Annotated in this window: 17 protein-coding genes and 1 pseudogene; 9 read left to right on the forward strand and 9 right to left on the reverse strand. The window is 62.7% G+C overall.

Features of this window, described 5'->3' with window-relative positions; genetic code table 11:
* Positions 1 to 59 precede the first annotated feature (59 nt).
* Positions 60 to 989 (reverse strand): tyrosine recombinase XerC, encoded by a 930-nt coding sequence (locus N8A98_RS10140; RefSeq protein ID WP_315974544.1) that lies wholly within the window; start codon positions 987 to 989, stop codon positions 60 to 62.
* Positions 990 to 1,101: 112 nt separating this feature from the next.
* Complete coding sequence (locus N8A98_RS10145) at positions 1,102 to 1,293, reverse strand: hypothetical protein (RefSeq protein WP_262171098.1); 192 nt, start codon at positions 1,291 to 1,293, stop codon at positions 1,102 to 1,104.
* Positions 1,294 to 1,396: 103 nt separating this feature from the next.
* Here N8A98_RS10145 and N8A98_RS10150 point away from each other — a divergent pair.
* The 9 genes and pseudogenes from N8A98_RS10150 to N8A98_RS10190 all read left to right on the forward strand — a co-directional run bounded on the left by N8A98_RS10150 (position 1,397) and on the right by N8A98_RS10190 (position 11,878).
* Positions 1,397 to 3,587, forward strand: a pseudogene (locus N8A98_RS10150) (primosomal protein N').
* Positions 3,588 to 3,645: 58 nt separating this feature from the next.
* Positions 3,646 to 3,912 (forward strand): BrnT family toxin, encoded by a 267-nt coding sequence (locus N8A98_RS10155; RefSeq protein WP_262171100.1) that lies wholly within the window; start codon positions 3,646 to 3,648, stop codon positions 3,910 to 3,912.
* Complete coding sequence (locus N8A98_RS10160) at positions 3,902 to 4,207, forward strand: BrnA antitoxin family protein (protein WP_262171101.1); 306 nt, start codon at positions 3,902 to 3,904, stop codon at positions 4,205 to 4,207. The genes N8A98_RS10155 and N8A98_RS10160 overlap by 11 nt, the downstream gene beginning before the upstream one ends.
* A 244-nt stretch (positions 4,208 to 4,451) precedes the next feature.
* Positions 4,452 to 5,012: a F0F1 ATP synthase subunit delta gene (locus N8A98_RS10165; protein ID WP_262171103.1), complete on the forward strand. Its 561-nt coding sequence runs from the start codon at positions 4,452 to 4,454 to the stop codon at positions 5,010 to 5,012.
* Entirely contained in the window at positions 5,013 to 6,548 is a 1,536-nt protein-coding gene (gene atpA / locus N8A98_RS10170; RefSeq protein WP_035097095.1) for a F0F1 ATP synthase subunit alpha, read from the forward strand.
* A gap of 65 nt (positions 6,549 to 6,613) precedes the next feature.
* Positions 6,614 to 7,501 (forward strand): F0F1 ATP synthase subunit gamma, encoded by an 888-nt coding sequence (locus tag N8A98_RS10175; protein WP_113119991.1) that lies wholly within the window; start codon positions 6,614 to 6,616, stop codon positions 7,499 to 7,501.
* Positions 7,502 to 7,525: 24 nt separating this feature from the next.
* Positions 7,526 to 8,965, forward strand: coding sequence for a F0F1 ATP synthase subunit beta (gene atpD / locus N8A98_RS10180; RefSeq protein WP_113119990.1), 1,440 nt, complete (start codon positions 7,526 to 7,528; stop codon positions 8,963 to 8,965).
* A gap of 84 nt (positions 8,966 to 9,049) precedes the next feature.
* Complete coding sequence (locus tag N8A98_RS10185; protein ID WP_262171107.1) at positions 9,050 to 9,475, forward strand: F0F1 ATP synthase subunit epsilon; 426 nt, start codon at positions 9,050 to 9,052, stop codon at positions 9,473 to 9,475.
* A 249-nt stretch (positions 9,476 to 9,724) separates the two neighbouring features.
* Positions 9,725 to 11,878 (forward strand): methyl-accepting chemotaxis protein, encoded by a 2,154-nt coding sequence (locus N8A98_RS10190; protein WP_262171109.1) that lies wholly within the window; start codon positions 9,725 to 9,727, stop codon positions 11,876 to 11,878.
* On the opposite strand, the gene N8A98_RS10195 is transcribed toward N8A98_RS10190, so the two are convergent.
* The 7 genes from N8A98_RS10195 to N8A98_RS10225 all read right to left on the reverse strand — a co-directional run bounded on the left by N8A98_RS10195 (position 11,875) and on the right by N8A98_RS10225 (position 17,922).
* Positions 11,875 to 12,561, reverse strand: a complete 687-nt coding sequence (locus N8A98_RS10195; RefSeq protein WP_262171110.1) for an aspartate/glutamate racemase family protein — start codon at positions 12,559 to 12,561, stop codon at positions 11,875 to 11,877. The two genes, N8A98_RS10190 and N8A98_RS10195, sit on opposite strands and share 4 nt — an antisense overlap.
* A gap of 9 nt (positions 12,562 to 12,570) precedes the next feature.
* Positions 12,571 to 13,107 (reverse strand): RNA pyrophosphohydrolase, encoded by a 537-nt coding sequence (locus N8A98_RS10200; RefSeq protein ID WP_262171111.1) that lies wholly within the window; start codon positions 13,105 to 13,107, stop codon positions 12,571 to 12,573.
* Positions 13,108 to 13,113: 6 nt separating this feature from the next.
* On the reverse strand, positions 13,114 to 14,235 hold the full coding sequence (locus N8A98_RS10205) for a divergent polysaccharide deacetylase family protein (RefSeq protein ID WP_262171113.1): 1,122 nt from the start codon (positions 14,233 to 14,235) through the stop codon (positions 13,114 to 13,116).
* Between the two features lie 84 nt (positions 14,236 to 14,319).
* Entirely contained in the window at positions 14,320 to 15,768 is a 1,449-nt protein-coding gene (locus tag N8A98_RS10210) for a S41 family peptidase (RefSeq protein ID WP_113119984.1), read from the reverse strand.
* A 7-nt stretch (positions 15,769 to 15,775) separates the two neighbouring features.
* On the reverse strand, positions 15,776 to 17,170 hold the full coding sequence (locus N8A98_RS10215) for a murein hydrolase activator EnvC family protein (protein WP_262171115.1): 1,395 nt from the start codon (positions 17,168 to 17,170) through the stop codon (positions 15,776 to 15,778).
* 111 nt (positions 17,171 to 17,281) lie between these two features.
* The gene (locus N8A98_RS10220; RefSeq protein ID WP_262171116.1) at positions 17,282 to 17,665 is read right to left on the reverse strand and encodes a type II toxin-antitoxin system VapC family toxin; all 384 of its coding nucleotides are present in this window, start codon (positions 17,663 to 17,665) and stop codon (positions 17,282 to 17,284) included.
* Complete coding sequence (locus tag N8A98_RS10225; protein WP_262171117.1) at positions 17,662 to 17,922, reverse strand: type II toxin-antitoxin system Phd/YefM family antitoxin; 261 nt, start codon at positions 17,920 to 17,922, stop codon at positions 17,662 to 17,664. The genes N8A98_RS10220 and N8A98_RS10225 overlap by 4 nt, the downstream gene beginning before the upstream one ends.
* Positions 17,923 to 17,963 lie beyond the last annotated feature (41 nt).

Here is a 17,963-nt window from a genome sequence, read left to right on the forward strand (position 1 = left end):
GTTTTCCGATAACCGTTCGGCACCAAATGCTATGCCGATGCCAACAGTCCGTGCACCAATTACCCCCTGGGGTGCGCCTTGCGATAGCTCTCGAGCAGGCGGTCCGTGTCGACCGCGGTATAGATCTGGGTGGAGGACAGACTGGCATGGCCCAGCAGTTCCTGAATGGCCCGCAAATCGCCGCCTCGACCCAATAAGTGTGTGGCAAAAGAATGCCTTAGCGCATGCGGCGTCGCCGAAGGCGGCAGGCCCAGGGCACTGCGGAGCTTGGCCACGCGCAGTTGGATCAGCCGCGGCGACAGCACGCCGCCCTTGACCCCCCGGAACAACGGCTCCTCCGGCCAGGATTTGAACGGACAAAGCTCAAGATAGAGCTCAATCGACTTCCGCACCGCCTCGATCAGCGGCACCATGCGAATCTTTCCCCCCTTGCCGGTGACCCGCAAAGTCTGCGATTCGAGGTCGGACCGGGTCAGCGCCAGGGCCTCGGCAATACGCAGCCCTGCGCCATAGCACAGCGAGAGCACCGCCATGTCCCGCGCCGCGACCCAGGGGCGCTCTTCCATCTCCTCGGTGGTGGTAATGGTGCGCCGCGCCTCGATCACAGTCAGCGCCTTGGGCAGGGATTTGGGCTGTTTGGGGGTACGAATGACATTGAGTGCTTCGGTGGCCAGCACGCCTTCGCGTTCGAGAAAACGGAAGAAGGATTTGAGCGCCGACAGCACCCGGGCCAGGGACCGCGAGCCCAGGCTTTCATTGCGCCGTTGCGCCATGAAGGCGCGGATATCGGCGCCACGCAAGTCCTTGAGAGTGCTCAGGGTTACCGGGCCGCCGGCATGGCCGGCGAGGAATTGCAGGAATTGGTCGAGGTCGCGGCTATAGGCCTCAAGCGTGTTTTCGGCGAGGCGGCGAACCGACCCCAGCTCGCGCTGCCAGGCGGCGATCTGGGCGCGCATGAACTCGTCGGTGGCAAAGGCAGAATCGACCATGCCGGGAGTTTAGCGCGTGGCGGTTAGAAAATTGTAGCCAAGGAAAAGGGGCGGATGAGGGGGCCTTTTGGGAGGCCTGCATGGGACGGCTCCCCTCATCCGAGGGCTGTCATCACCGGCAACGCGGTGTGAAATCGGGACGCTGGCTGGGCGGGATGCCGAGGTCATTGTAGAGATGGCCCGGCAATTCCTGCACCCGCTTCTGGCGCTGCAATGCCGATAGCAGCAGCTGATAAAGGCTGGCGCGCTTGGCGATGGTGACGATGTCCTCCGATAGGGGCACCCGATCGATCATCTGGGTCATGATATCCTCCTGTGCTTGGGAAGACAGAATGCGCCCGCCCCCTGACAGGGCCTGTCAGCAGTCCAAAGCTGGCAGCAGAATCACTTGCACCGGGATCGCTGGGATGCGAACAGAACAAGCACAAATGGAGATACGTCCAGACATCGTCGCCGTCATGGTGGGGGTGGCCGTCGAGGGCCCCTATAGCTATCGCGTGCCCGCTCATATGAGCGTCACGCGCGGCTCGATCGTGGCCGTGCCGCTGGGGCCGCGGCTGACGCTGGGCGTGGTCTGGGGGCCGCCCAAGGATATGGTGGCGCATAATCGGCTCCGCGATATCGCCATGGTCTATGACGTACCTCCGCTCAGCGAGGAATTGCTCAAGCTGGTCGAATGGGTGGCGCGCTATACATTGGCCGCGCCCGGCCAGGTGCTGCGCGCCGTGCTGCGATCCACCGAAGCGCTGGATGCGCCCAAGCCAATTGTCGCCTTCCGCCGCACCGGGCTTGAGCCGGAAAAACTGACGCCGGCGCGGTTGCGCGTGCTCGATGCCTTGATGGACGATATGGCCTGGCCCAAGGCCGCGCTGGTTGGCGCGACGGGTGTTTCGCCCTCGGTGATCGAGGGGCTGGAGCGGGCCGGCGCCATTGAACGCCTGGAAATGGCGGCGCCGCCCATCGTTTTACCACCCGACCCCGATGGCGCGGCGATTACGCTCAACCTCGAGCAGCAGGCGGCGCTGGAGCAGATCGTGGCGCTCGATGCCAATGCCTTTGGCGTGGCTTTGCTCGATGGCGTGACGGGCGGCGGCAAGACGGAAGTGTTCTTCGAGGCGGTAGCCGACACGCTACGGGCCGGGCGGCAGGCACTGATTCTGCTGCCCGAAATTGCGCTCACTCATACCTTCCTCGATCGCTTCACCAAGCGCTTCGGCACGCGGCCGGCTGAGTGGCATTCGGACATGACGCCGGTGCAGCGGGCCAAGGTGTGGCGCGGCGTGCTCGATGGCAGTGTACGGGCGGTGGTGGGCGCGCGTTCGGCGCTGTTCCTGCCGTTTCGCGAGCTAGGCATGCTGGTGCTCGATGAGGAGCATGATGGGGCCTATAAGCAATCGGACGGGGTCAATTACCATGCCCGCGACATGGCCATTGTGCGGGCGCATCTGGCCAACGCACGGGTGGTGCTGAGCTCGGCCACGCCATCGGTCGAGACGCGCAACAATGCCAATGTTGGCCGCTATGCCCATGTGCTGCTGACCTCGCGCTTTGCCGAGGCTTCCATGCCCAATATCACGGCGATCGACATGCGGATCGACGGGCCGGAAAAAGGGGCAGTGGATCGCGCCTATGCTGGCGCGCGAAGTGTTTGCGGCGCTCGACCGGGGCGAGCAGGCATTGTTGTTCCTTAACCGCCGCGGCTATGCCCCGCTGACCCTGTGCCGCGCCTGCGGGCATCAATATCAATGTCCCGATTGCTCGGCCTGGATGGTGGAGCACCGTTTCCGCGGCGTGTTGATGTGCCACCATTGCGGACATGAAACGCGCACGCCCAAGACCTGTAGCGCCTGCGGCGAAGAAGATACGCTGATTGCCGTGGGGCCGGGGATCGAGCGGGTGGCCGAGGAGGCGGCGGCCCGGTTCCCCGATGCGCGGCGGGTGATTCTCTCCTCGGACATGGGCTCCAATGCGCAATTGCGCGAGCGCTTCAGCGAGATCGAGCGGGGAGAATATGATCTGATCATCGGCACCCAGTTGGTCTCCAAGGGCCATCATTTTGAGAAGCTCTCGGTGGTCGGCGTGCTCGATGCCGATCTGGGGCTGGCGCATGGCGATCCGCGCGCGGCGGAGCGGACCTATCAGATTTTGACCCAGGTGGCCGGGCGGGCCGGGCGTGCCTCCAAGACGGGCAAGGCGTTCCTGCAAACCTATCACCCCGATCATCCGGTGATGCGGGCCATGGTGACGGGCGACCGCGAGGCGTTTTATGCCCATGAACTGATGGCGCGCGAGGCTGGTGGCCTGCCGCCATTCGGGCGCCTGGCGGCGCTGATCGTCTCGGCCAATGAGCATGATACGGCGATGGGCTTCGCCAAGCGGCTCCTATCGGCTGCCCCAATGGCCGAAGGGGTAAAACTCTTCGGCCCGGCCGACGCCCCGGTTGCCATCATCCGCGGCCGCCACCGCGTGCGGCTATTGGCCCAGTCCGGCAAGGATTTCGATCTCTCCGGCTATGTCCGCTTCTGGCTCAGCTCAGCTGAAAAGGTCACCGGCAATCTGCGGGTCCAGGTGGATATCGACCCGATGAGCTTTATGTAATTTTTGTATATACGAAAATTGACGAAACGCGTTCAGACGACTACATTGAGGGGGCTCGATGGATTTCGAATGGGACGATACCAAGAACGCGACGAACAAGGTCAAGCATGGGGTGGGCTTCGAGATCGCCAGAGCGTTTGTGTGGGACGAAGCGATAATCGAGACCGACAGCCGCAGAGATTATGGTGAGGAGCGGTTCATCGCTCGCTGCCCTGCCTCGGATGGTTTGCGGTACCATATTGCTTTCACCATGCGCGGCGACACAGTGCGCCTCATCACGATGAGGCGGTTCAGCAGAAAGGACTATCTACGCTATGGTCGATGATCCGAAGTCCAATAACAGATTGCCAGACGACGACAGCTTCTATGGTGTTCCTGATGAGGATACCCCCGAGCTGACCGAAGAGGCTATGCGGCGGTCCGTCCCCGCAAAACAGTTCTTTGCTGAGCGCGGTCTGCCCATGCCTGGCCGCCCGAAATCCGAAGCCCCCAAGGTTTCGGTCAGCCTGCGGCTGGACCCTGATGTGGTGGATGGCTTCAAGGCCGGTGGGCCGGGCTGGCAGACGCGGATGAATGCGGTTTTGGCACAGAGTCTGAAGGATCAGAAGAAGTCGGCTTAGGTTTTAGGGACACGGTCGCGGTAGTCTTGCCGTGGAATGTTGTACCCTGCGACATTTTCGCCGCCTTTGAATCGCGCCGCCAAGCCTTGCGTGGCGCTTGGGCCTTGTGCTAGAGCCAGCGCGACCTTAAAGGGGTCTCCGGACGGCTCCTTTTCCAGATAAGAACAAGCGTCAACGACCGCCCGGTTTCTCGACATGAAATGGGGCGGATCGTCAGGCAGGCAACCAAGAGGGTGATGCGGCATTGGCAGCGCAGAATTCAGTGCTTACCCAGATCGCGCGGCCATATGCGTCGGCGTTGTTCGATCTCGCCCAGAGCGAGAACCAATTGGCATCCGTTGAGACATCCCTGTCCGACGTTTCCCGCCTGATCGGGGAAAGCCAGGATTTTTCCCGTTTCCTGCGCTCGCCGGTGATAACCGCCGATACCAAGGCGCATGCGCTTGACGCATTGCTGGCCAAGGCCAAGACCAGCGACCTGATCGCCAATTTCCTGCGCCTTGTGGCCAAGAATGGCCGGCTGTTCGCGCTCGATGCCATCATTGCTGGCTTCCGCGAGCTGGCGGCCGCGGCGCGTGGCGAAGTGTCTGCCGATGTGACCTCGGCTGCGCCGCTCACCGCCGAACAGGTGAAATCGCTGGCCGCAACGCTCAAGGCCAGGATCGGCAAGACCGTTACGCTCAACCAGTTCGTCGATACCTCGCTGATCGGGGGCCTTCAGGTGAAGGTCGGATCGCAGATGATCGACTCTTCGCTCAAGACGAAATTGACCGCGATGAAGATCGCCATGAAAGAGGTCGGATAAATGGACATCAAAGCCGCGGAAATCTCTGCGATCCTCAAGGACCAGATCAAGAATTTCGGCCAGGAAGCCCAGGTTTCCGAAGTCGGTCAGGTGCTCTCCGTCGGTGACGGTATTGCCCGCGTGTATGGTCTGGACAATGTGCAGGCCGGTGAGCTCGTCGAGTTCCCGGGCGGCGTCAAGGGCATGGCACTCAATCTCGAAACCGACAATGTCGGCGTCGTGATCTTCGGCAATGACCGCGCCATCAAGGAAGGCGATGTCGTCAAGCGGACCGGCTCGATCGTTGATACCCCCGTCGGCATGGGCCTGCTTGGCCGCGTCGTCGATGGCCTGGGCAATCCGATCGATGGCAAGGGCCCGATCGAATATACCGAACGCCGCCGCGTTGACGTCAAGGCTCCCGGCATTCTGCCGCGCAAGTCGGTGCATGAGCCGATGTCGACCGGCCTCAAGGCCATCGACGCGCTGATCCCGATCGGCCGTGGCCAGCGCGAGCTGATCATTGGCGACCGTCAGACCGGCAAGTCGGCCATCATTCTGGACACGTTCCTGAACCAGAAGCCGGCGCACGATGCCAATGCTTCGAACACCGACAAGCTTTATTGCATCTATGTCGCTGTCGGGCAGAAGCGGTCCACCGTTGCCCAGTTCGTCAAGCAGCTCGAGGAATCGGGCGCGCTGCCCTATTCGATCGTGATTGCCGCGACGGCGTCCGATCCGGCGCCGCTGCAGTACATTGCTCCGTTTACCGGCTGCGCCATCGGCGAGTTCTTCCGCGACAATGGCATGCATGCCGTGATCGCCTATGACGATCTGACCAAGCAGGCTGTTGCCTACCGTCAGATGTCGCTGCTGCTGCGCCGTCCGCCGGGCCGCGAAGCTTACCCGGGCGACGTGTTCTATCTGCACTCGCGCCTGCTCGAACGCGCCGCCAAGATGAACGAAGCCCATGGCTCGGGTTCGTTGACCGCGCTGCCCGTGATCGAGACCCAGGCCAATGACGTGTCGGCCTATATCCCGACCAATGTGATCTCGATCACCGATGGCCAGATTTTCCTTGAAACCAATTTGTTCTTCCAGGGTATCCGCCCTGCCGTGAACGTGGGTCTGTCGGTGAGCCGCGTGGGCTCGTCCGCTCAGGTCAAGGCGATGAAGCAGGTTGCCGGCTCGCTCAAGGGTGAGCTGTCGCAGTATCGCGAAATGGCCGCCTTTGCCCAGTTCGGTTCGGACCTCGACGCCTCGACGCAGCGCCTGCTGAACCGTGGTGCGCGCCTGACCGAGCTGCTCAAGCAGCCCCAGTTCTCCCCGCTCAAGACGGAAGAACAGGTTGCGGTGATCTTTGCTGGCGCCAATGGGTATCTCGACAGCATTCCGGTCAACAAGGTTGCCGATTTCGAGAAGACCGTGCTGAGCGCCCTGCGCGGCAAGCATGCCGCCATTCTCACCACGATCGCGACCGAGAAGGCGCTGAGCGACGACACCCGTGCCAAGCTCAAGTCGGCTCTCGACGAGATCAAGAAGACCTACGCGGCTTAATAACGTTGTCTGGCGCGTGACCGGTTCGCCGGTCGCGCTTCAAGGCCCAAGGAGACGATAGGCAGATGCCGTCGCTAAAGGACCTCAAGAACCGGATCGATTCGGTCAAATCGACGCAAAAGATCACCAAGGCCATGCAGATGGTCGCGGCGGCTAAGCTGCGCCGTGCCCAGGATGCCGCGGAGGCCGCGCGTCCCTATGCCGAGCGCATGGGCAAGGTGCTGGCGAGCCTGGCATCGGTCTATGAAGGTCAGTCAGGCGCTCCAGTGCTACTGGCCGGCACGGGCAAGGACCAGGTCCATTTGCTGGTGGTGGCGACCGGCGAGCGCGGGCTGGCGGGTGGCTTCAATTCGTCCATCGCCCGTCTGGCGCGCGACCACGCCGCCAAGCTGCTCAGCCAAGGCAAAACGGTCAAGATCCTGACCGTTGGCCGCAAGGGCAATGATATTCTCAAGCGGCAATATCCCAATCTCATCATCGAGACGGTCAGCTTCCGCGAGATCAAGACGATCGGCTTCGCTCAGGCGGCGCTGATCTCGGAAAAGGTGCAGGCCCTGTTCGCGGCCGGCGAGTTCGACGTGGCGACGCTGTTCTTTGCCAAGTTTAACTCGGTGATCAGCCAGGTGCCGACGGCGCTGCAGATCATCCCGGCAAAAATCGAAAAGGCCGAGGGGGAAGGTGCAAGTGCTGCCTCCACCGTGCCCTATGAATACGAGCCGAGCGAAGAAGCCATCGTTGAAGACCTGCTACCGCGCAATATCAGCGTGCAGATCTTCCGCGCTTTGCTCGAAAATGGCGCCTCGTTCTATGGCGCGCAGATGTCCGCCATGGACAATGCGACGCGGAACGCTGGCGAAATGATCGGCAAGCTGCAGCTGAGCTATAACCGCCAGCGCCAGGCCCAGATCACCAAAGAACTCATCGAAATCATTTCGGGCGCGGAAGCGCTCTAAGCACCCTAGCGAAGGACGAAGCAAATGGCAGAGAAAAAGGCCGGCCGCGTATCGCAGATCATCGGCGCCGTCGTGGACGTCACGTTCGACGGTCATTTGCCCGCGATTCTGAACGCACTCGAAACCACCAACAACGGCCAGCGTCTGGTTCTGGAAGTGGCGCAGCACCTGGGCGAAAACGCCGTGCGCACCATTGCCATGGATACGACCGAAGGTCTGGTGCGTGGCGCTGAAGTGATCGACACCGGCACCGCCATCTCGGTTCCGGTTGGCGAAGCCACCCTGGGCCGCATCATGAACGTCATCGGCGAGCCGATCGACGAAGCCGGTCCGATCTCGGGCGAAGCCAGGCGCGAAATCCACCAGGAGGCTCCCTCCTTTGCCGAGCAGAACCCTGAGTCTCAGGTTTTGGTCACCGGCATCAAGGTCGTGGACCTGATCGCTCCCTATGCACGCGGCGGCAAGATCGGCCTGATGGGCGGCGCCGGCGTGGGCAAGACCGTGCTGATCCAGGAACTGATCAACAACGTCGCCAAGGCGCATGGTGGTTATTCGGTGTTTGCCGGTGTTGGCGAGCGCACGCGTGAAGGCAATGACCTTTACTACGAAATGATCGAATCGGGCGTGAACAAGGACCCGCATGAAAACGGTGGTTCGGCCGCCGGTTCCAAGTGCGCCCTCGTGTTCGGCCAGATGAACGAGCCCCCCGGGGCGCGTGCCCGCGTGGCGCTGACGGGCCTCACCATTGCCGAGCAGTTCCGTGACCAGGGCCAGGACGTGCTGTTCTTCGTGGACAATATTTTCCGCTTTACCCAGGCTGGCGCCGAAATGTCGGCTCTGCTGGGCCGCATTCCGTCCGCCGTGGGTTATCAGCCGACGCTGGCCACCGATATGGGCCAGATGCAGGAACGCATCACCACCACGAACAAGGGTTCGATCACTTCGGTGCAGGCCGTGTACGTGCCCGCCGACGATTTGACCGATCCGGCACCGGCAACCTCGTTCGCCCACTTCGACGCGACCACCGTTCTCAACCGCGCCATCTCGGAAAAGGGTATCTACCCGGCCGTGGATCCGCTGGCGTCGAACTCGCGTATCCTCGACCCCAACGTGGTCGGCGAAGAGCATTACTTCATCGCCCGCCGGGTGCAGGAAGTGCTGCAGAAGTACAAGGCGCTGCAGGACATCATCGCCATCCTGGGCATGGACGAGCTCAGCGAAGAAGACAAGCTGACCGTGGCCCGCGCCCGCAAGATCGAGCGCTTCATGAGCCAGCCCTTCGACGTGGCCGAAGCCTTTACCGGTTCGCCGGGCGTGTTCGTGCAGCTCGAAGACACCATCAAGGGCTTCAAGGGCCTGGTCGATGGTGAATATGATCACCTGCCGGAAGCTGCCTTCTACATGGTTGGCACCATCGAAGATGCCGTCAAGAAGGCGCAGAAGCTGGCCGCACAGGCTGCTTGATTTTTGCCACTTGGGCTTCGTCGTTCGCGGCGGGCCCGCTGCCCAGGCCCAGTGATGGGTTCGCTCCGCTAAGGGACCAAAAAAATGGCTGAAGGCCTCAAGATCGAGATCGTGTCGCCCGAGCGGCTGGTGCTGTCGGAAGTCGTGACCTCGGTCACCGTTCCGGGCACGGAAGGCTATTTCACCGTGATGAGCGATCATGCCCCGTTCATGACCACGCTGCGTCTCGGCTTCATCACCGTGACCGAGACCAATGGCACGTCCAAGGTGTATTTCGTGCGCGGCGGTTTTGCCGACGTGTCCACCGAAGGCCTGACGATCCTGGCCGAAGAGGCCTCTCCGTTCCATGAATTCGACAAGGGCGACCTGCAGGCCGAAATTCGGGCTGCCGAGGAAGAACTCGCCCGCGCCCAGACGCCGGCTGACAAGTCCTATGCGCAGGTCCTGGTCAATGGCCTGCTGAACCTGGCCATCGAAGCCGGCCAGATCAACGGTACGCATATTCATTAAGCCGCGTCTGCCGGGCCTCCGGCGGTTACTGCGATAGAGTGCTCGCGCAATTCTCGGCAGCCGTCTCCCCCTGGAGGCGGCTGTTTTGTTTTGCCGGTCAAGTTTAGCTGCTCTTGCTCAAAATATAGGCAAGTCTTTGATAGCATTGAGAATTATGCATATTTAAACGTGCGATTAATAAACTGCCGCCACTCTGCTGTCGAAGCGGCATTCCGGCCGGGCTGGAACGCTGATATTTGGGGGTATTTCATGGGCGCTGCTCTGGGTCATCTGCGACTGACATTTGCCATTGCCGCCATGGCGATCGGCTCGATTGCCATCGCCGTGCTGGCAGTTCTGGTGGGATTGTTCATCAGCCTCTCCAATTCGGCCAGCGAGGATGCGGCCAAGGAAGTCGCCAGCGCCGCCCGGATCAGCGCGGAGATCTTGCAGGTCAATCTGCCGAGCCTCGAAGTGGTGGCGGATGAGACGGGCAATGTGACGGGTCTCGTGATGCGATCCATGCCGCGGTTCCGCACCAATGACGTCATCGACACTATCGCCCGCGTGACGGGACAAGATGTGTCGATCTATGTGTACAACACGGAAGTCAGCCCTGATTTCGTGACCGGCACGACAAGCCTTGTGCAGGGCAGTGGCGAGCGGCTGGATACACCCATCGTCGCCGGAACGCCGCTGTTTGCCTCGCTGCTGGCCAACCAGGCCGTCCACAGCGAAGTCATCATCGAAGGCACAGGCTATTTCCTGCTGCATCAGCCGATCACCATGGCCGATGGCACGGTGATCGGGGCGCTGATGGTGGCGGTCGATCGCGCGCCGATCGAGGCGGTGGTGGGGCGTTCGCTGACTATGCTAGTGGCGGTTGGTGGGGCCGTGCTGCTGGTGATTGGGGTGCTGGCGCTGCTGCTGTCGCGACTGTTGACCCGGCCCATTCCGCGGCTGTCGGCGGTGATGAATGCCATTGCCGCCGGCGCGCTCGATGCCGAAGTGCCTTATACCGAGCGACGCAATGAAATCGGCGCCATGGCCAAGGCGGTGGAGGTGTTCCGCCGCAATGGGCAGCGGGTTGCCGAACTGGGCGCCGAAACGGGCCGGCATCTGGCGGAAGCGGCCGACCACACCGGCCAGCTCAACGCGATTTCCATGTCGCAAATGGTGGCGGAATTTTCGCTTGAGGGTGAGATTCTGGCGGCCAACCAGAATTTTCTCGATCTGGTGGGGTATCAGCGCGACGAGGTGCTAGGGCAGCCCAATGCGCTGTTCCTGTTTGGCGTTGATCCTGCGTCGATGGCTTATCGGCAATTCTGGCTCGATCTTGCCGCCGGACAGTTCAAGGCGGGCGAATATCGTCGCCGTACCCGCGATGGCCACGAAGTTTGGATTCAAAGCACGTTCAGCCCCATCGTTGGGGTCGATGGCGTGCCCTACAAGATCGTGCAGTTCGCTACCGATGTGACCGCGCGCAAGCAGGCTGTCGCGGCTGTGGGGGCGGGGCTGGCGCAATTGGCGGAGGGCGACCTGACGGCCAGCATCGATGTGCCGTTCGAGCCGCAATTCGAAGATCTGCGTCATGCGCTCAATGGCACGGTGTCGCGCTTTGCCGAGGTGGTGGGGCAATTGCAGCAGACTTCGCGGGCCTTGCGGTTGGCGACGGGGGAAATCCTGTCGGGCGCCAATGACCTGTCCGAACGCACGACGCGGCAGGCCGCAACCATCGAGCAGACCGCGGCGGCCATGGAGGCCCTGGCGGGCACGGTGGCGGGCAATGCCAGCATGGCACGCGATGCGGCGGGCAAGGCTCGCGCTGTGGCGCTGACGGCGGCCGAAAGCGGCACGGTGATGAGCAATGCCAATGCGGCCATGGAGCGGATCACTCAATCCTCGGCCAAGATTTCCAACATTATCGGCATGATCGATGACATTGCCTTCCAAACCAATCTGCTGGCGCTGAACGCCTCGGTCGAGGCTGCACGGGCTGGTGAGGCCGGGCGTGGCTTTGCCGTGGTGGCGGTCGAAGTGCGGCGGCTGGCGCAGTCGGCGGCCGGGGCCTCGGCCGAGGTCAAAGCATTGGTCGAGCAATCGGCCAATGAGGTTCGCGGCGGCTCGGGGCTGGTCTCGGACGCGGCGAGCCGGTTGCAGATGATGCTGGATGCGGTGCGGGCCAACAGCGAATTGGTCGAGGCCATCGCGCAGGCCAGTGGTGAACAGGCGTCGTCCATCGATGAGGTGTCGACGGCTGTCCGCACGCTTGACGAAATGACGCAGCACAATGCGGCGCTGGTCGAGGAGATCAACGCGGCGATCGAGCAGACCGAGGCACAGGCGCAGAGTCTGGATGGCCTGGTGGATGTGTTCGTGCTGAGCAAGCCGGCGGCCGAACAGGGCAGCCGGCGCGCGGCCTAGGCCAGAGCCGCGCCGACGAGTGCCTTGGCGTGCAGGTCCGTGGTGTCGAATGTCGGTAGCGGGCTGACGGAATCATCGACCAGCATGCCGATTTCGGTGCAGCCCAGGATCACGGCTTCAGCGCCACGGGCGGCGAGGCGTTCGATGGCGGTGATATAGATGCGACGGGATTCCTCGCGCACGATGCCCCGGCACAGCTCTTCGTAGATGATGCCGTTGAGGTTGGTGCGGTCGACTTCGGGGATCAGCGACGTGATGCCGCGGTCAGTCAGGCGATCGCGGTAAAAACCCATTTCCATGGTGAAGCGGGTGCCCAGCAGGCCCACCGTCGTGAAGCCATCGGCCAGGAGGGCATCGCTGGTGGGGTCGGCGATGTGGATGAAGGGCACGGACAGATCCGCTGTGATCGCTGAAGCCACCACATGCATGGTGTTGGTCGCCAGCCCGATGATTTCGGCACCGGCGCGTTCCAGCCCCTTGGCGATTTCGGACAATTGGCGGCCCGCGCCGTCCCAGTCGCCGGCCGATTGCATTTCGGCAATGGGGGCGAAATCCACCGAATGCACGATCAGCGGCGCGGAATGGAGACCACCGAGCCGGGTGGCGGTCTCCTGGTTGAGCACACGATAATAGTGGGAGGTGGATTCCCAGCTCATGCCGCCGATCAGGCCGATGGTTTTCATGGCGCCAGTCTATGCGTGGGTGAAGCGCTGGGGAATATCGGCAAAGGCTTCGACGACCTTGTCATAGGCGTCCTTCTTGAAGGGCACGATCAGGCTTGGCGTGCGGGTCAGTTTTTCCCAGCGCCAGGCGTCGAACTCGGCCGGGTATTTGCCACCGCCGGGCGTTTCGACATCGATTTCGCTATCCTGGCCGGTAAAGGCGAAAGCAAACCAGCGCTGGCGCTGGCCGCGATACTTGCCCTTGAGGGCAATGCCCAGCGCATCGTCGGGCAGATCGTAATAAATCCATTCGGGCGCCTCGGCGAGCAGGCTTACGGCAGTGATATTGGTTTCCTCGTGTAGCTCGCGCAGGGCGGCGCGCAGCGGGTCCTCGCCCTTGTCGATGCCGCCCTGCGGCATTTGCCAGGGGGCGCCGCGTTCGGCAGAATCCTCGGGATCGTCCTCAGGCTTGCGGCGGCCGATGAAGACATTGCCCTCATGATTGAAAACAGCGACGCCGACGCAGTCGCGATAGGGCATGGCTTGGCGGTCTAGGGCCTTGGTCATCACATTTTACTCTGCTTGTTTCATCAGGGCGCTGGCGGGCACCAGCACGAGCCCCTTGCTTTCCAGGGCGGCCGCCCATTCGGCGACCGCCGCTACCGATATGGGCAGGGCGCTGACAATACCAATTGCGTGACCGTTCTCCACCGCCTTGGCCTCAAGGCTGGTAAGCGCTGCGAGAATGGATTGCTGGGAGGGATTGGCGTCGATCATCGCATCGACGCGCGAAAACGGCACCTTGTTGCCCGCCGCCAGCTGCGGGGCGACCGAACGATTGGATGAGCCATCATCGATATAGCCCAGTCCGCGGGCGCCAAGCTCTTCCATGATGGGCGAGAAATCGGCCGCAGAGGCGGTGAAGCGGGCGCCCATATTGTTGATCACTCCGGCATAGCCGCCAAAGCGGGCCATGAGCCAGAACAGTTTGTCGAGATTGGCGCGCGGGGTCTCCCCGGTCAGCAGCGTCTGCGGGCCGGGATCGTTTTGCGGGTAATCGAAGGGCTCGAGCGGAATTTCGAGCAGGATTTCGTGGCCGCTGCTGCGGGCGGCTGCCACACTATTGTTCAGCGTCTTGCCATAGGGAGCGAAAGCCAGGGTGACATCGGGCGGCAGGCGTTCGATGGCGTCGAGCGAGCCTTGCTCGTTAATGCCCAGCCCGCTGACGATGATGGCCACCTCGGGCAGGCCCGTGGGCGCCGTGTTGGGCCGCGAATAGGTGGCAAAGGGCGTGCGGCCGTCGCTGGCAATACGCGGAATGGGACCGTTGGCGGTTTCTTCGCTGAGATCGGGCAGGACGCCGAAAGCGTCAGGCTGGCTTGCACTGGCGGGCACATCGACACCGGTCGTGGGGATGGTGCTGCCGGCGGGATATTGCTGGGGATCGGCGGTGATGGTGGCCGGGCCGGTGGCTACCGCATTGGCCACTTGATTGGAATTGCGGGTCGAGGTGATGGCGACTTCCTGGCTGGGGCGGCCGCCATTGGGATCATTGGCGAGGGTCAGGCGCAGCACGAAGCCGATGCCGATCAGCGCGATAATGGCTAACAGCACCCGCGCCACAGGAAAGCCGCGACCAGTTTCCCCAGGCTTACGCTTGCGGCCGGTCAGCGGCGTGCTGAGATCATTGGCCATCGAAAAAGTCCCGCTTGAAAAGCCATGGGGCGGGACGGCGAATCAGCCGTCCCGCCCCACAATGTCATAGCATGGAAGCCAGGCTCATTCCGCCTTGGGCGGATAGGCCGCGTTGGTTTCCTCGCCATCGATCAGGCGAATGGCATATTGCAGTTGGGCGTCGTCCGCCTTCTCGGCCGGCACATAGACCGACGAGCCGACAGTGGTTTCTTCCTGGCCCTCGACCGTGATGTGCCCGGCCAGCCCGGCTTCACCGATGATCTCGTCACGGCCCTGCAATTCGGCCGGGACGGTCTGCTTGATCTCGATATCGGGGGTGATGCCCAGCGCCTGAATGGAGCGGTTGTTCGGCGTGTAATAGCGCGCGGTGGTCAGGCGCATGGCGCCGTCGGGGCCGAGCGAAATGATCGACTGGACCGAGCCCTTGCCGAAGGAGCGCGTGCCCACCACGGTGGCGCGCTTATGGTCCTGCAGGGCGCCCGCGACGATTTCGGAGGCCGAAGCGGAGCCGCCATTGATCAGCACGACCAGCGGCACATCGGCCAGCTGCGCATCGAGCGCATCGGGCTGAGCGTCATAGCGGGCACTTTCCTCGGGCACACGGCCACGGGTCAGCACGACCGCGCCCTGCTTGAGGAAGGCATCGGCGACGTAGACCGACTGATCGACCAGACCACCCGGATTGTTGCGCAGATCAAGGATGATGCCCTTGGGCGGCACGTCCTTGCGTTCGGCATAGATGTCCTTGATGGCCTGCTGGATGCCGACAAAGGCCTGTTCGGAGAAGCGCGACAGCCGCAGCACGGCAACATCGCCCTCGCCTTCGGCTGCCCCGCCTTCCATGGACCAGCGCACGGCGCGCATGGCGATGGTGGCGCGGGTCAGCTCGAATTCCAGCGGATCGGGCACGCCTTCGCGGGCAATGGTGATCTTGACCGAGGTGCCCAGCGGGCCGCGCATCTTGGCGACGGCGTCGTCGAGCACCATGCCCTGGACCGAGACGCCGTCAATGGCAACGATCAGGTCATTGGCGAGGATACCGGCCTTGGCGGCGGGGGTATCGTCGATCGGGGAGACGACCTTGACGATGCCGTCTTCCATGGTGACTTCGATGCCCAGGCCGCCGAATTCGCCCGAGGTGTCCTCGCGCATTTCGTCGTAATCGGCGGGCGGCAGATAGCCCGAATGGGGATCGAGCGAGGTCAGCATGCCCTGGATGGCGGCGCGGATCAGCTCCTGCTCATCGGGGGCATCGACATACTCGGCGCGGATGCGGTCGAAGATTTCTCCGAACAGATTGAGATCGGCATAGACCTCAAGCGGATCGCGCGGCTTTTCGGCCTTTTCCTCGGGCGTGGGTTCGGGCTGTTCGCCACCCGGGGCCGGATCGGCCGGTGCCTGGTCGGGAGCCTGCTCGGCGGGAACCGGAGCTTCCTCGGCGGGGGCCGGGGCGGTTTCCTGCGCGAACAGGGTCGATGCAGGCAGCAGCAGCGCCAAAGTCAAGGCAGCGGCGCGGATGGTCGGAAAGCGCATGAGGGTTCTATCCACTCTGTGTCGGGGTCGCCCACCATCCGGTCGGATCGAGGGGCTCGTTGTTTTGTCGCAGTTCAATATAAAGGGTCGGCTGGGAGTTGCCAGCATTGGTGGTTACGGTACGCCCAATTGTGCGTGATCCCATTGTGCCAAGGGGTTCCCCCATCAGCACGAACTGGCCGATATCGACGCTGACCGCATCGAGCCCCGCCAGGAGCGTCGTATAGTTCTGCCCGGTATTGAGAATGATGATTTGGCCGTAATTGAGGTAGGGGCCTTTATATAGCACCCAGCCATCGGCCGGAGCCACCACCTGCGCCTCGGCACGAGTGACTACCGAGATGCCGTGCGAAATGCCGCCAAAGCCGTCGCCAGCGCCGTAATCGACCACATTGACGCCATTCGCCGGCATGGTGAGATAGCCCTTGGCATTGGCAAAGGGCATAGCGGGCTCGGTGCGGGCACTATTGGCCAAGGCCACCCGGATCTGCTCGGGCGTCATGGTGACGGCGTTGGGATCGGTAGGCGCAGATGGCGTCTGCACCGCATTGGCGCGGGCGGAGAGGCTATCGATCAGGTCCTTGAGCGTGGTGGCGCGGGCGGCGAGGGCCACGGCTTCGGCTTCCTGGGCGGCCAATTCGCTCGAGCGGACATCGATGCCCTGCTTGCGGGCAGCGATCAGCGTGGCGATGCGGAGCTGTTCTTCCTCAAGCACGGAGAAATTGGCCTTGAGGGTGGCTTCCTCGGCCAGGGCAGATGCTTTGATGTCGTTGAGTTGCTTGAGATCAGCGGTGACGGCGTCGGCCTTGGCGCGCAATTGCGGCACGATGGCCGAGATCAGGATGGCGCTACGGGCTGAACCCAGAGCATCGTCAGGGTCGACGATCAGCGCGGGGGGCGGATTGAGCGAAATGCGTTCGAGGGCGGCCAGCACATTGGCGATCTCGGCATTGGAGCCGTCGAGCCGGCCGCGCACTTCGAGCTCAGAGACGATGAGGCTCGAGAGCCGTTCCTCGATATCGGCGACCTCAATCTCAGCGAGCTTGACGCGCTGGGCGGCGGCGATGAGGGCGGCGTTCTGTTTGGTGCGGTCGCCTTCCATCTCGGCAATTTCGGCCTTGAGCGCATCGACGCGTTCCTGGCTAAGCGCGATCGAGGCTTCTACGGCCTTGAGATCGGTTTGCGCGGCGGCGGGGTCTGGATCGGCAGCGGGCGCAAGCGGAGGGCCAGCCGGGTTTGCTGGCTCAGCCGTTGCCGAGGGGACAGCAGGGGCTTCGGCCGGGGCGGGAGGCGGTGTCTGGGTCTGGGCGAGCAGGGGCCGCGAGGGCATCGCCGCCAGCACGAGTGCTGCCAGCGCCCATGCCGGTTTGTTGCCCATCCTCTTGCCTGGCAGCTTTGCCATGACATCTCCAGCAGCGGCGCCAGGCGCCCGAATCAATCGGGGCACCATAGCAAAGCCCCGGAAAACCAGAGGTTAACTCTGCTTAACCATGTCGTGATTTTGCGCGGGAAGTCAGATCGCGCTGGTGATGTCGGTCTGGCTGAAATCATTGCCGACAAACAGGAGTGGGCAATTGCGTTGCTTGGCCAGGGCATAGGCAAAGCAATCGCCGAAATTGAGCCCGGCAGGGTGGATGCCCTTGCCCCAGGTCCCGTAGATTTTGCCCATTTGCCGGGCTGTTGCGGCATCAACGGAGACGATTTCGAAATCCATCTGGTCGAAAAGGGCCTCCATTTTCGGCAGGATGCCGCGACCGGTTGCGACGATCAGAGCTTCCGACATGGTGGAAGCGGAGATGGCCAGGATGGTCGCATTTTCGAGTGCGGCCATGCAGGCGGGGGCGGTGGGCTCGTTGTTGATGATGGCCATCAAGGCTGAAGTATCGACGACGATCACTTGGGCAGACCATGCTCGTCATAGAGGAAGTCCTGGCTATGGGCGGCATCCGTGCCGTCGCCATCGCTAGTCTTTCCAATGCCGAGAAAGGGTTGCAGCACAGCGCGGCGCTGCTCCGGTGTCAGCCTCGCCGGAGCAATGGGCACCAGGCGCGCAACGGGGTGACCATGCCGGGTAAGCACGACTTCGCTGCCGGCTTCCGCCTGGCGGACGAGGTCGGTCAATTGGCTCTTGGCGTCGGTAACGGAAATTTCCATGTCACACCTCCATCGCTAAAATAGACCATCCAATGGTCCAT

The organism is Devosia neptuniae, from assembly GCF_025452235.1.
Lineage (GTDB): Bacteria > Pseudomonadota > Alphaproteobacteria > Rhizobiales > Devosiaceae > Devosia.

Excerpts from the sequence above, each read along its gene's own strand:
- N8A98_RS10190 (WP_262171109.1), top strand. The coding sequence starts at position 9,725 with ATGGGCGCTGCTCTGGGTCATCTGCGACTGACATTTGCCATTGCCGCC.
- N8A98_RS10195 (WP_262171110.1), bottom strand. The coding sequence starts at position 12,561 with ATGAAAACCATCGGCCTGATCGGCGGCATGAGCTGGGAATCCACCTCC.
- N8A98_RS10200 (WP_262171111.1), bottom strand. The coding sequence starts at position 13,107 with ATGACCAAGGCCCTAGACCGCCAAGCCATGCCCTATCGCGACTGCGTC.
- N8A98_RS10205 (WP_262171113.1), bottom strand. The coding sequence starts at position 14,235 with ATGGCCAATGATCTCAGCACGCCGCTGACCGGCCGCAAGCGTAAGCCT.
- N8A98_RS10225 (WP_262171117.1), bottom strand. The coding sequence starts at position 17,922 with ATGGAAATTTCCGTTACCGACGCCAAGAGCCAATTGACCGACCTCGTC.
- N8A98_RS10155 (WP_262171100.1), top strand. The coding sequence starts at position 3,646 with ATGGATTTCGAATGGGACGATACCAAGAACGCGACGAACAAGGTCAAG.
- N8A98_RS10160 (WP_262171101.1), top strand. The coding sequence starts at position 3,902 with ATGGTCGATGATCCGAAGTCCAATAACAGATTGCCAGACGACGACAGC.
- N8A98_RS10175 (WP_113119991.1), top strand. The coding sequence starts at position 6,614 with ATGCCGTCGCTAAAGGACCTCAAGAACCGGATCGATTCGGTCAAATCG.
- N8A98_RS10145 (WP_262171098.1), bottom strand. The coding sequence starts at position 1,293 with ATGACCCAGATGATCGATCGGGTGCCCCTATCGGAGGACATCGTCACC.
- N8A98_RS10215 (WP_262171115.1), bottom strand. The coding sequence starts at position 17,170 with ATGGCAAAGCTGCCAGGCAAGAGGATGGGCAACAAACCGGCATGGGCG.
- N8A98_RS10185 (WP_262171107.1), top strand. The coding sequence starts at position 9,050 with ATGGCTGAAGGCCTCAAGATCGAGATCGTGTCGCCCGAGCGGCTGGTG.
- atpD (WP_113119990.1), top strand. The coding sequence starts at position 7,526 with ATGGCAGAGAAAAAGGCCGGCCGCGTATCGCAGATCATCGGCGCCGTC.
- N8A98_RS10140 (WP_315974544.1), bottom strand. The coding sequence starts at position 989 with ATGGTCGATTCTGCCTTTGCCACCGACGAGTTCATGCGCGCCCAGATC.
- atpA (WP_035097095.1), top strand. The coding sequence starts at position 5,013 with ATGGACATCAAAGCCGCGGAAATCTCTGCGATCCTCAAGGACCAGATC.
- N8A98_RS10210 (WP_113119984.1), bottom strand. The coding sequence starts at position 15,768 with ATGCGCTTTCCGACCATCCGCGCCGCTGCCTTGACTTTGGCGCTGCTG.